This is a genomic window from Pseudomonas sp. MONT-RG-20F-20-E-7-02 (assembly GCF_022662395.1).
In the GTDB taxonomy this organism is placed as follows: domain Bacteria; phylum Pseudomonadota; class Gammaproteobacteria; order Pseudomonadales; family Pseudomonadaceae; genus Aquipseudomonas.
In genome coordinates this window covers 256,475-269,517 of record NZ_JAKNQN010000004.1, presented here as the reverse complement: position 1 = coordinate 269,517, position 13,043 = coordinate 256,475, and the positions used below count along the sequence as shown (strand labels likewise).

Here is a 13,043-nt window from a genome sequence, read left to right as displayed (position 1 = left end):
CGTAGGCAGCCTAGATAGATGACACGCCGCCCGGCCTTGGGCATGCTCTGGGCCCGGCGGCGTTTTTCGTTCAGGAGATTTTATGCAACCCGCTAATAACGTAATGGTGCTCTACACCGGCGGCACTATCGGCATGCAGGCCAGTGCCAATGGCCTGGCGCCCGCTTCGGGTTTCGAAGCGCGCATGCGCGAACAGCTTGCCAACCAGCCAGTCCCCGCTTGGCGATTCCGGGAAATGGCGCCGCTGATCGACAGCGCCAACATGACCCCGGCCTACTGGCAGCGCCTGCGCGTCGCCGTGATCGAGGCGGTGGATGAAGGCTGCGATGCCGTGCTGATCCTGCATGGCACCGACACCCTGGCCTACAGCGCGGCGGCGATGAGCTTCCAACTGCTGGGCCTGCAGGCGCCGGTGCTGTTTACCGGTTCGATGTTGCCTGCCGGCGTGCCCGACAGCGATGCCTGGGAAAACGTCAGCGGCGCTCTGGCGGCGTTGGGCGAAGGCCTGGCACCGGGCGTGCAGTTGTTCTTCCACGGCGCGCTGATGGCCCCGACCCGTTGCGCGAAAATTCGCAGCTCTGGCCGCCATCCGTTCGCCGCACTGCAACGCAACGCCGACATGGCCAAGGCCCAGACACTGCCTGCCGCTCTGGATTACCGCCAGCCCAAAGCACTGGCCAACGTCGGCGTATTGCCGCTGGTGCCGGGCATCGCAGCCGGGCAACTGGAGGCGTTGATCGACAGCGGCATCCAGGCGCTGATCCTCGAGTGTTTTGGCAGTGGCACGGGCCCCAGCGACAACCCGGCGTTTCTCGAAGGCTTGCAGCGCGCGCGCGATAACGGGGTGGTGGTGGTGGCGATCACCCAATGCCATGAAGGCGGCGTCGAACTGGATGTGTACGAAGCCGGCAGCCGTTTGCGCGGCGTGGGCGTGCTGTCCGGTGGCGGCATGACCCGCGAAGCGGCGTTCGGCAAACTCCACGCCTTGATCGGGGCAGGCCTTGCCACTGACGAAATCCGCCGTCTGGTGGAGCTGGACCTGGGTACGGAACCCCGTCCTAGATAAGTACCCCCCTTCCTGACTTGCCGGTTTCTAGCATGGGAACCCCGAGCGTATGACTCGGGTTGTTCCCATCCATCGGCAAGACAGGGATGCACCATGACCACTCAAAGCTCTACCCCGCAGGATGCAACATCCGAAGCGCTCACGCTTAAACTGATCACCCAACTGTGCGTCGGCCCGTCGATAAGCGAAGCGGCTTGCGAACTGCTGCGCGAAGCGTTAGACGAACAGTATCCAGACCTGCATATCGACCCTCATACCACAATGATGGGCAGGCCGACCTGGGAGCTCGTCGGCGACACGATCACATCCAACCCCGCACGCTATTGGACCCTCAGCACCCTCTTGGCCAGGCAGGCCATCCTGAACGTGCCGACCTTGTGCATAGAGGGTGAACACTTTCTCACCCAGCTCCCCTTGGCTGAGCCTGCGGTTCACCTGCCGGTGCGTATTGTGCAAATCGCCAACACCATCAATATCCTGGCGCCAGTGCTGTTACAGGCATTCAAGGAACAGGTGGTGGATTTCTGGAACAGCAGCAAAGGTGACGGCCCGCAATGGCACGAACTGGCCAATACCCTGCGCAACGCCTGGAACGTGCAAGAGGTGGACGGCTGGACCGAGGACGACTGTAAGTTGGCCCGCAGCCTGTATCACTCGCCCGACCCGGCAGATCGCCAGAGCGGCGACACACTCCAGCGCCAGGCGTGCCTGATCGACGTCGACCTGGTCAGCAACGGCAAGGTCAGCCACACCCCCCAGATATTTATCGCCGTGCTGCTCGGGCAGTCCAAAGGCAAAACCGTCATCCTCAGCCACTCGCTCACAGGCTATAAAAAGTTCACCACCCAGGAACAGTTGGGTGAGTACCTGACGACCTTGTTGTACCGACCACCGCCCTATGAACGCTTGCAATGGCGCCTATATGAACCGGCCGGGAATTTTTTCCAGAACCTGGCCTGTACCCTGGTCACGCTGCAAATCGACGCCCTCACCCGCCTCACCCCTGGCATGCCCACCGCGCCGAGCGATACGCCCTTGAGCACATTGGCGGAGCAGGCCGGACTGGTGACCCCCAAGGGTCCTGATCTTGTGTGGTATCAGCAAGCATTGCCGGACTGGCTCGACCAAGCGTCTACCGCGGACCGGGCGTTTTATGCACGGCACCTCAAGGACCTGGCCGCATTGAACAGCCGCAACGCGGGCAAAACCTACCAGGACGATATCCCCTCGATCCGGCAGTACGCCCAGGACAGGCTCAAGACGCAGATCATCAAGGACCATCCCGACGCCGCAGAGCTGGCGTTGGACACCCTGACCATCGAGGTAAAAAAACAGGTTGTCTGGGGCACGTTCCCGTTGCCGGGGCAGGTCGAAAGCAGCACCTTCAGCCTGGCCGACCTGGCCCTGCAAAACCTGATCGCGCTGCCTGTCGGCAACCAGACCCTGCAGTTGCAGGCGCGCAAGGCCCTGCCCGCGTGGCTGACCGTCGACTACGTGAAAACGCTCATCACGCATGTCGATATCGGCACCACTTACCCGGCGCTCATTCGCAGCAAGTTGATCGACGACCGGGACGAGTCGTTGCGGCGCAGAACCTTGTACACCCAACACCTGCGTATCCAGCTGCCGTTGCTGGCGTTGCAGTGCAAGATGCGCAAAGAGGCCGGGATCGACGAACGCGGCTACCGCTATGTGGCGGCCGTGATGCAAGCCGAAATCAGTGACCGTTTTGTCGACGGCCAAGCCATTGTCATGAGGCATCTGGCTTTCGTGCCCAAGCGCCGGCAGTCCAACGGCCAGGACGTGGTGAGCAATATGTACGTCATCGGCCCGCAAAATGCCGAAGCCGGCCCTTGCCTGTTGTATCGCCCGCTGTTCGACCCGGTGCTGCTTCAGTACCCGTCACAGGCGAACCTGTTATATGCCATCGCGCAGTCCCACGCATTGCGTGATTCGGTGGTCGCCTGGCTGCCCGACTCGGTGCGCGGCGACTACACCAACTACGTTTTTCCCAGTGACCTGCCCTCACCCTGGACCGTGGCCGACTTTCTGGTGGAACCTGACAAACTCTGGACCTACAGCGGCCCCATGAGCCTTGGCCAGCAAGCGCTCAACGGCAACCTGTTTTCCACGTTGTTTGAAGCCAACGCCAAGGCGCTGGTCGAGCTGGCAGACCGCCAATCGGTCTCCAACGCCGAAAACCGCTGGGCCACGCTCAAGCAAGCCGGCTGGCTGATCTTCAATGCCGCCCTGCCCTTTATGGGCCGTATCGCCGGCAACGGGGCCTGGATCTGGCAGATCGTCGATCAAGTACAAACATGGGTCGAGGCACATGAGCACGGCGAGCAACAGGCGCAATGGTCGGCGCTCACCGATGTGCTGCTCAACCTGGGCATGGCTATCACCCTGCATGTCGCCACGCGCGCTCACCCCGACACATCCCCTTCAAAGGTCGAGCCTGAAACCCCACGCCTTCCCGCGAAAACGGCGGTGACCGTAGAGCAATTGCCGACGCGCACCACAGACTACGCGCCCACCGGGCACGACTTGCCACTGAACACCAGCGGCGCGATCACGCGCACCTCCGGCAGCCTGGCGACCCTGCTGGACAGTTTCGCCATCGAAAAGCCCACTGACCTTCCCGCGGTCATCACCGAGGAAGGCGTCTACCAACACCTGTACAAGCGCGAGCAGAATTACTACGCCCAAGTGGGCGCACGCTGGTTTGAAGTGACGCTGGAAGGCGACGAGACGTTCGTCATTGTCGACGCCAAACAACCCGACCGTAAGGGCCCGCCCCTGCTTCACAACGCCAGGGGCAACTGGTTTATCGACACCCGGCTGCGCCTGCACGGCGGCGGCCGCAAGGGCAAACAGAAAAGCGCCCTGGAGCAGGCGACGCTGAAGTCATCCGAACTGCGCGAGAAATTGGCGGCCTTCGAAAACGCCAAGAAAAATGTACAAAGCGACCTGCGACAGGCCCACCAGGCCATGACCGCAACGCCCGGCACTTCGACCCAGGCCAAGTTCAAACGCCAGGCTTACATGAACAAACTCGACAGCCATAGCTCGGACTACGAAGAGGCTCGACAACAGCTGATTGCCTTAAACGTCTTCACCCCCGTCACGGACTTTCAGCAAAAAGCGCTGAGCTATTTGAAGGCGCAACTGGAACTCAATGAGGCCGGTATCAGGGAGCTGCAAACCACGTTCAACCCCGCACTCAAAACAGTGCTCGAACAGCTCGAATCTCCCGCGACCTCAACCCCGGCGACCCGTGCCACAGACGCGCAGTCAGTGACTGACATGAGCAACGCCATGATCATGCGCCTGGATTACGCACAATCGCGCTTCACCGAGTTACGCGACCTTGCCCGGGAGGGCTTGCGCATGATCCAGCTCAACCAGCCTCGGCTGCCCGGCTATACCAGCGACGACCTGCGGGCCTTGCAAGTGACGCTGGCGCGACATCTATGCCTGGCGCCGCAATCCTTCGCGAGCGAGCCTGGCGCCTGGACCCTGATCAGCGAGATTGTCGACCGTGCAGACATTGCCGTGCAGACCCTGCGCGACACCCTTCAGGAGCGCAGCGAATCACGCTTGGATGAATGCATTGAAACCTTGAGCAGCCTGGTCGAGCAGTTTCAGTTCATTGATGAACGCCTGCAGGATTTCCCTCAGGACTACACCGAACACTCGCTCACCCCACCCATTGAGCGCCTGCGTGCATTGCTCCGTAAGTTCGCCGATCGGGCCAGCGCTGAACTGGCGCCGTTGCACAATGAGCAAGAACGCCGCCGCATCCGGCCCACACCGCCGCCGTCTCCACCACGGCCGGTGAGGAAGTTCATCCACACGCGCTTCAACGGTGTACTGATTGGCGAGCCGCGCTTGACCCCTGTGGGCCTCGAAACCGAGTTTGTCGACATCAAGTCACCGCTGACCCACAAAATCATCGCCACCTTTCATCAAAAATCCTCAGGTGTCTGGGCCGAACACATAAAGCCTGCCAGTACGCCGCCCTCACCGGTTGCTCCCAGCGTCGCCAGCAGCATGCTCAACGGCCAAGCGTTATTGGACCAACTGCCTGCCTTCCAGACGCGCGCCGAGGAGCAAATCAACAAAGCCTCGCGTACCCCCGTCGGCATCGAGTACATGCTTCACCAACATGCCCAGCTGCTGGAGCAGGCCAATAGGGCCATCGAAGAAGCACTGACCCAAGACAACGCCACGGAAAGCCGGCAACCCTCTGCGGTAGCGCTCGGCAAACAACTCGACGACGCCGCGCAAGCGCTTTACCTGCAGTCCAACCTGCAGGTGCAGAAGATGATCAAGCAACAGCCACCAATCATTTCCGGTGTTGAATGGCTCAAGAATCACAAACTCATCACCTTCAAAAAAACCGTCAAGCGACGCCGTCTCAAAGGCGAGATCAAGGACTATCTGGACGAGTACACCCTCACCGACGTGGCCACGCAAACGACGCTCTGGTATGCCCACTTCCATTACTCAACCGCAGACGCACCGGCCGATAGATTTCTGTCCGCGCGCTTGAAAACCCCGCAGGAGCACGCGCGCGGCAAAGCAGCGGACAGTGTGCGCGGGCTCACTGCACAGCAACGGGTGGCGTTCTATCGCAGTACCATCAGCCTGACGCAGGCCAAGCGCTTGTTTTTCCGCCCAGAGCGCGATTGACGGGCGTGCCCGGCAGCGGCACATAACTTGCTCCAGCCTGACAAACCCAGGCTGGAGCGACCATGCTGCATTCACACCTGACCACCCTCAACGCGGTCTCTCTGGTGCTCAGTACCTTCAAGGCCGAGGGCTTGCCGTTTGAGGCGCTGCTGGCCGGCAGCGGTATCTGTGCGGCAGACCTGAACCGCGCCGACACGCGCATCACCACCAATCAGGAAATGCGCGTGTGCGCCAACGCGGTGGCACTGCGCCGGGATGTCGGCCTGGAACTGGGCCGCCAGATGCACGTCTCGGCCTACGGCATGCTCGGTTACGCCCTGCTCACCAGTGCCACCTTCGGTGACGCTTTGCGCCTGGCGCTGCGGTATCCGGCGCTATTGGGAACACTCTTCGAACTGAGCCTTGAGGCGGACGGCGAGCGCATCTGGTTCACCGCGGGCGACTACCGGGAAAATGCGAGCCTGGAAGTATTCAACGTCGAACTGTGCCTGGCATCGCTGAAAGTGATCTGCGATGACCTGCTCGGCCAGCCCCTGCCACTGCTCGCGGCGCGCTTTGAACATGACGCACCGGATTACCTCGCGCGCTACACGGAACGCTTCCCCTGCCCGTTGCAGTTTCAGGCCACCGCCAATGCCTTCGCCTTCGACAAGCGCTGGCTCGACCAGCCGTTGCCCCTGGCCGACGCCATTACGCACCAAGCCATGGCCGAACGCTGCCGCAAACAGAACCTGGAGTTCACCGGGCGCCAGGCCTGGCTGGGCCGGATTCGCCAACTGCTCACCACCCAACTCAATGCCGCGCCCGGCCTGGACGGCTTGGCCGAGCAGATGAATTGCTCGGCGCGCACCCTGCGCCGCCACCTGCATGACCTCGGCAGCAGCTATCAGGAACTGCTGGACGAGCTGCGCTTCGAGCGTGCCAAGCAACTGCTGACACAAGAGCAGTGGCCGATTTACCAGATAGCCGAGGCGCTGGGGTTCAGCGAAACCGCCAGTTTCAGGCACGCGTTTGTGCGCTGGAGTGGCGTGGCACCGAGCCAATTTCGCCCGTGACGCCCCATTGAGGGGCGAATTTCGGACAGACAATTTGGCCATATTTATCCCCTTTTGGCCGCTCCTGCCGTTCTCATAAACACGGCCCGCCGCAAGACTGCATCCACTGATACAGCTTGCGGAGAACAACAAATGCTGACGATCTACTCGGACGATCACCACCTGCATCACGGCCGTTGCGAATTGATGGACGGACAACTGATGCCCTGCTTCGAAATGCCGTCGCGCGCCGACCATGTGCTGCAACGCGTCAAGGACCGCGAACTGGGGCCGGTGCAGGCGCCGCAGGACTTTGGCCTGGCGCCGCTGCAACGCATCCACAGCCACGACTACCTCGACTTCTTCAAAGGTGCCTGGGAGCGCTGGACCGAATTCGACCAGGATGGCGACCTGCTGCCTTACACCTGGCCCGCCCGAACCCTGCGCCGGGTCATCCCCACCAGCCTGCACGGCCAGTTGGGTTACTACAGCTTTGACGGCGGCGCACCGATTACCGCCGGCACCTGGCAAGCAGCGTATAGCGCGGCGCAAGTGGCGCTCACCGCACAGCAGGCCATCGCGCAAGGTGCCAACGCCGCCTTTGCCCTGTGTCGCCCGCCGGGGCATCACGCCGCCAGCGATTTGATGGGCGGTTATTGCTACCTCAACAACGCCGCGATTGCCGCCCAGGCGTTTCTCGACCAAGGCTATAAAAAGGTCGCGATCCTCGATGTGGATTACCACCACGGCAACGGCACTCAGTCGATTTTTTATGCGCGCAGCGACGTGCTGTTCACCTCGATCCATGGCCACCCGGAGGCGGAGTTCCCGTTCTTCCTCGGCTACGCCGATGAGCTGGGAGAAGGCGCAGGAACAGGTTTTAACTTCAATTATCCACTGCCGGCCGGCTCCGGCTGGGAGCCTTGGAGCGCAGCCCTGGAGCAAGCCTGCCGAGAGATCGAGCGCTACGACGCCGAGGTCATTGTGGTGTCGTTGGGCGTGGACACGTTCAAGGACGACCCTATTTCACAGTTCAAACTCGACAGCCCCGACTACCTGGCGATGGGTGCGCGCATCGCCCGCCTGGGCAAGCCCACGTTGTTCGTGATGGAAGGCGGCTACGCCGTGGAAGAAATCGGCATCAACGCCGTCAACGTGCTCGAAGGTTTTGAGGAGTCCGCCCAATGAACATGCTCAAGTCACTCGTCCTCTGTGCAGCCGTTCTCGGCGGCGCGGCTCATGCCGAAGAGAAACCATTGAAGGTCTACAACTGGTTCGACTACATCACGCCCAAGGCGCTTGAAGACTTCAAGGCCCAGAACCCGAAGATCAAATTGGTGTACGACATCTTCGACACCAACGAGGCCCTGGAAGCCAAGCTGCTCACCGGCAACTCCGGCTATGACGTGGTGGTGCCGTCCAATGTGTTCCTGGCCAAGCAGATCGAAGCCGGGGTATTCCAACCGCTGGACCGCAGCCAGTTGCCCAACTGGAACCACCTCGACCCCAAGCTGATGAAGCTGATCGAAGCCAACGACCCCGGCAATAAATTCGCCGTGCCCTACATGTACGGCACCATTCTCATCGGTTTCAACCCGGCCAAGGTCAAGGCGGCGCTGGGCGATAACGCGCCGGTGGACAGTTGGGACCTGATCTTCAAGGAAGAGAACATCAGCAAGCTCAAGCAATGCGGCGTGGCCCTGCTGGATTCACCCTCGGAGATCCTGCCGCTGGCCTTGCAACACCTGGGCCTGGACCCCAACAGCAGCAACCCCAAGGATTATGAAAAAGCCGAAGCGTTGCTGATGAAGATCCGCCCGTACATCACCTACTTCCACTCGTCCAAATACATGGCCGATATCGCCAACGGTGACATCTGCGTGGCCGTGGGTTATTCCGGCAGTTTCTCCCAGGCCGCCAACCGCGCCAAAGAGGCAAAAAACGGTGTGACCGTGGACATGCGCCTGCCCAAAGAAGGCGCGCCGATCTGGTTCGACATGCTCGCCATTCCCAAAGGCGCGCAAAACCCGCAGGACGCCTACACCTTCATCAACTACCTGCTGCAACCCCAGGTGATTGCGCCGATCAGTGACTTTGTCGGCTACCCCAACCCGAACAAGGACGCCACCGAACAGGTCGACCCGGCGATTCGCAATAACCCTAACCTGTACCCGACCGAAGCCGCCATGAACACGCTCTACACCCTCAAGCCACTGGGACGTGATGCCGAGCGGGCGCGGACGCGAGCGTGGACCAAGATCAAGTCGGGGACTTAACCCGGCAGGCGCCTTCACGCATGGCCAGCGCCCCATGCCTGGCGTAGCCGCGCCAGCGCCTGGGCGATGGCCGCTTCCGGCACAGCGGCGAAGCCCAGTACCAGGCCGGCGCGTTGGTCGGCGGGGGTTGCACAGCCAGGCAGCCAATAGCTGCTCAAGCCGTTCACCTCGACGCCGGCCGCGTGCGCCTGCGCCAGCAACTGTTGCTCGCGGGCCAGGTTTTCCACGCGCACGGTCAGGTGCAACCCGGCCGCCACGCTGGGCAGGGCGCCAACGCCAGGCAAGTCGTCAGGCCAACCCGCCAGCAGGGCGTTACGTCGGCTCAAGGCGGCGCGGCGCATGCGTCGGATGTGGCGCTGGAAATGCCCGGCCGCCATAAACTCGGCCATCACCGCCTGGGTGCTGACTTCGGAGTGGCGCATGTCCACGGCGCGGCGCCGGGTAAAGGCGTCCACCAAGCCCGGCGGCAATACCAGGTAACCCAGGCGCAGCGCCGGGAACGCCACCTTGCCGAAGGTGCCGACGTACAGCACTCGCCCGCTGCGGTCCAGCGCCGCCAAGGGCGACAGGGGCGCGCCGCTGTAGCGGTACTCGCCGTCGTAGTCGTCCTCGATGATCCAGCCGCCTGTGCGCTCGGCCCAGGCCAGTAACTCCAGACGCCGCGCCAGGCTCATCACCACACCGAGCGGGTACTGGTGAGAAGGCGTGACGTACGCTACCCGGCAATCACCCAGGGTATTGAGTACCTGGCAATCAATGCCTTCGGCATCCACCGGCACGCCCTGCAAGCGCCCGCCGGCCAGGGCAAACGCATGGCCCGCCGCGCGATAGCCGGGATTCTCCACCGCCACTGCGTCGCCGGGCTCCACCAGCAACTGTGCACAAAGGCTGATTGCCTGTTGCGCACCACTGGTGATCACTATTTGTTCAGCCGTGCACTGCATGCCACGCGAGCTGCGCAGGTAAGCGGCAATCAAACCGCGCAGGCGAGCATCGCCTGCCGGGTCGCCGTAACACAGCTGTTCCAGGACCGGTTTACGCCAGAATGCCCCATTCAGCTTGGCCCACACCTCAAAGGGAAAGAGATCGAACGCCGGCACACCCACACGAAACGCCCGTGGCGGCCCTGAGGGCGGCAGAGACAGGTGGTTGTTTTTTACCCGCTCCACGCCCGCGCTGTGGATAACTTCACTGTCCAGATCTTCCGGCAGTTTCTGCCATTTTGTGGATAAGGTTGGGGATAAGCCTGTTGAAAACCCTGTGGATACTTTTGTGGATAGTTTTTTTGGTGTGGGCAATTGGGCTACATAAGTGCCATCGCCGACCCGACTCTCGATAAACCCCTCCGCATACAGCTGATCGTAGGCGCGCACCACACTGTTACGCGAGATCGACAACGCCGCCGCCAAGTCACGGGTGGCGGGCAATCGCGTGCCGCTGACCAGTCGCCCATCCAGTACCCGCTGGCGCAGGGCCTCGTACAGTTGGCGTGTCAGCCCCTGGCGGCGATCCAGCTCAATACCAGCAGGGTTAAATGACAGCGGCGGCGAAATCGGCGGCATATTGGACCTATGAAATTGGTGTCAGATGGCTCTTACAACGAACCATTAGCCTGCCTAGGATGCAGGCATTCGCCAAGGAATATTTCCATGTACACACCCCGCGCCTTTGCCCTCGACGATTTGCCCGAACTGCAGCAACTGATCCAGCACACTCGCCTGGCGCAGTTGGTGACCTTTGGTGAGCAAGGCCTGCAAGCCAGCCACTTGCCACTGTTGCTCAACCCCGACGAAGGCCCGAACGGCACGCTTTACGGGCACCTGGCCAAAGCCAATCCGCAGTGGCGCGACCTGCAAAATGGCAGCGACGCGATGGTGATTTTTGCCGGTGCCGAGGCCTACGTCAGCCCGGCGTTTTACCCGGCAAAAGCCGAGCACGGCAAAGTGGTGCCGACCTGGAACTACATCGCGGTGCATGCCTACGGCAACGCCGAGGTATTTACCGACGCCGAGCGCCTGCTTGCTGTGGTCACGGCACTCACCGACCGCCACGAAGGCAACCGTGCCCAGCCGTGGAAAGTCAGCGACGCCCCAGCCGACTACATTGACGGCATGCTCAAGGCCATCGTCGGCTTTGCCCTGCCCATTGATCGCCTGATCGGCAAACGCAAACTCAGCCAGAACCGCAGCCAAGCCGACATCGCCGGCGTACGCGAAGGCCTGGCCGCCAGCATCGATGTGCGCGACCAGACCCTCGCGCGCTTTATTCCCCAAGGAGCTTCAGAATGAGCCCGATCGACATCCGCCCCGTCACCGCAGCCGACCACGCCGCCTGGCTGCCGCTGTGGCAGGCGTACTTGGCGTTCTACAACACCGAGTTGCCGGATGCCGTGAGCCAGAGCACCTGGCAACGCCTGATCGACGCCAATGAGCCGACCCACTCGGCGCTGGCCTGGCAGGACGGCAAAGCCGTGGGCATGGTCAACTTCATCTACCACCGCTCTAACTGGAGCATCGAAAACTCCTGCTACTTGCAGGACCTGCTGGTGGACCCGGCCCAGCGCGGCACCGGCGTGGGCCGCAAGCTGATCGAATTCGTCTACACCACCGCCAAGGCCGACGGTTGCTGCAAGGTGCATTGGTTGACCCACGAGACCAACGCCACCGCGATTCAACTCTATGAACGTATCGCCGAACGCCCTGGTTTCATTCAATTTCGCAAAGGTCTTTAAGGAGCGCAGCATGCCTATCTCACTCGCCGACTGGAAAGGCGTTCCGGCGCCCACCGTTGAACGGCTCGAAGGGCGCTTTATCCGCCTGGAAAAACTCGACCCGGCGCGCCATGGCGACGGCCTGTGGCAAGCCCTCGAAGGCCCCGGCGCCGACCCGAAGCTCTGGGACTATTTGCCCTACGGCCCATTTGCCGAACGCGCCGCGTTTGATGCCTGGCTCAACAACCATGCCCAGCACAGCGACCCGTATTTCTTCAGCGTGATCGACCGCCAAAGCGGCGACGTGCAGGGCATCCTCAGCCTGATGTCCATCGTCCCAGCCCAGGGCCGCATCGAAATCGGCCACGTCACCTTCGGCGCACCGATGCAGCGCTCACCGAAAAGCACCGAGGCCGTGTACCTGCTGGCCAAGTACGCGTTTGAGCAGGGCTACCGTCGCCTGGAATGGAAGTGCAATAACGGCAACGCCCGCTCCAAGTACGCGGCGGAGCGTTTGGGCTTCAGCTTTGAAGGCGTGTTCCGCCAGCACATGGTGGTCAAGGGGCAGAACCGCGATACCGCGTGGTACTCAATCCTGGACTCGGAATGGCCTACGGTTGGGGCAGGGTTTGAAGCGTGGCTGTCGGAGTCGAACCAGAGTGGTTCCGGTCAGCTGAAAACACTGGCCGAGTGCCGAGGCTGACTTTGCAAAACACACTGGATTAATGTGGGAGCCGGGCTTGCCCGCGATGGCGGCCGGTCAGTACTGCAGATGCTGGCTGACACACCGCCATCGCGGGCAAGCCCGCTCCCACATTAGATTTTCGGCGATTCCAAGCTGTGTACTCAGCCGCCTTTACCCACCTTCCAGCCCAACGCCTTCAAGGCATCGCACCCATCCTGCAACAACAGATGCGCCGCCGAAGCGACATGTTGCAAGTCAGCGCCTTCGGCCAATTCGGTACTTAAACAGGTGACGCTATTGAGCAGATCGCGGGCAGCCTGAATGCGCTGAGTGGCGGTTTCGAACAACTCACAGGCTTCGACGTCGTCATTGATGAAGAAAACGGGGTTGCAGCTGATATTGCTGTCTAGCGGGGTGTAGGTAGGCATAACGAAACACTCGTGATTGAAGTTAGAGGTTTCATTTTTTTCGACCGGCTAAGATCGGCCGCCGACACATCGGCAACCAGCGCAATGTAAACCAGCAGCTAAAACCGGAAGCACCTAATAAGTGCTCTAACGCCCTGAAATTGCCTATT

The 13,043-nt window shown here is 61.5% G+C and carries 10 protein-coding genes; 8 read left to right on the top strand and 2 right to left on the bottom strand.

The genetic code is table 11. From position 1 onward, the window contains the following. The first annotated feature begins 82 nt into the window (after nucleotides 1–82). From L8I05_RS14160 to L8I05_RS14140, 5 genes are all read left to right on the top strand, one after another. A complete protein-coding gene (locus L8I05_RS14160) occupies nucleotides 83–1,066 on the top strand; it encodes an asparaginase (protein WP_242169662.1) in 984 nt (327 codons plus the stop codon). Nucleotides 1,067–1,159: 93 nt separating this feature from the next. Beyond that, nucleotides 1,160–5,761 carry a DUF6543 domain-containing protein gene (locus L8I05_RS14155; RefSeq protein WP_242169660.1) on the top strand — a complete coding sequence of 1,534 codons (4,602 nt, stop codon included), beginning with the start codon at nucleotides 1,160–1,162 and terminating at the stop codon, nucleotides 5,759–5,761. 62 nt (nucleotides 5,762–5,823) lie between these two features. Beyond that, nucleotides 5,824–6,816 (top strand): AraC family transcriptional regulator, encoded by a 993-nt coding sequence (locus L8I05_RS14150; RefSeq protein WP_242169658.1) that lies wholly within the window; start codon nucleotides 5,824–5,826, stop codon nucleotides 6,814–6,816. A 132-nt stretch (nucleotides 6,817–6,948) separates the two neighbouring features. Next, nucleotides 6,949–7,983, top strand: coding sequence for a histone deacetylase family protein (locus tag L8I05_RS14145; protein ID WP_242169656.1), 1,035 nt, complete (start codon nucleotides 6,949–6,951; stop codon nucleotides 7,981–7,983). Beyond that, the gene (locus tag L8I05_RS14140) at nucleotides 7,980–9,071 is read left to right on the top strand and encodes a polyamine ABC transporter substrate-binding protein (protein ID WP_159961135.1); all 1,092 of its coding nucleotides are present in this window, start codon (nucleotides 7,980–7,982) and stop codon (nucleotides 9,069–9,071) included. The genes L8I05_RS14145 and L8I05_RS14140 overlap by 4 nt, the downstream gene beginning before the upstream one ends. Before the next feature lie 14 nt (nucleotides 9,072–9,085). Here L8I05_RS14140 and L8I05_RS14135 read toward each other — a convergent pair whose 3' ends face one another. Then, nucleotides 9,086–10,633, bottom strand: coding sequence for a PLP-dependent aminotransferase family protein (locus L8I05_RS14135; RefSeq protein ID WP_242169654.1), 1,548 nt, complete (start codon nucleotides 10,631–10,633; stop codon nucleotides 9,086–9,088). An 87-nt stretch (nucleotides 10,634–10,720) separates the two neighbouring features. Between L8I05_RS14135 and L8I05_RS14130 the strand changes: the two genes are divergently transcribed. From L8I05_RS14130 to L8I05_RS14120, 3 genes are read left to right on the top strand one after another with little or no spacing between them, the layout of a single operon-like run. Continuing rightward, nucleotides 10,721–11,359 carry an FMN-binding negative transcriptional regulator gene (locus L8I05_RS14130; RefSeq protein ID WP_242169652.1) on the top strand — a complete coding sequence of 213 codons (639 nt, stop codon included), beginning with the start codon at nucleotides 10,721–10,723 and terminating at the stop codon, nucleotides 11,357–11,359. Then, nucleotides 11,356–11,802: a GNAT family N-acetyltransferase gene (locus tag L8I05_RS14125; protein WP_242169651.1), complete on the top strand. Its 447-nt coding sequence runs from the start codon at nucleotides 11,356–11,358 to the stop codon at nucleotides 11,800–11,802. The genes L8I05_RS14130 and L8I05_RS14125 overlap by 4 nt, the downstream gene beginning before the upstream one ends. Nucleotides 11,803–11,812: 10 nt before the next feature. Next, a complete protein-coding gene (locus L8I05_RS14120) occupies nucleotides 11,813–12,484 on the top strand; it encodes a GNAT family protein (RefSeq protein ID WP_159961143.1) in 672 nt (223 codons plus the stop codon). A 143-nt stretch (nucleotides 12,485–12,627) separates the two neighbouring features. Here L8I05_RS14120 and L8I05_RS14115 read toward each other — a convergent pair whose 3' ends face one another. Continuing rightward, on the bottom strand, nucleotides 12,628–12,894 hold the full coding sequence (locus L8I05_RS14115) for a hypothetical protein (RefSeq protein ID WP_177016730.1): 267 nt from the start codon (nucleotides 12,892–12,894) through the stop codon (nucleotides 12,628–12,630). Nucleotides 12,895–13,043: the final 149 nt, after the last annotated feature.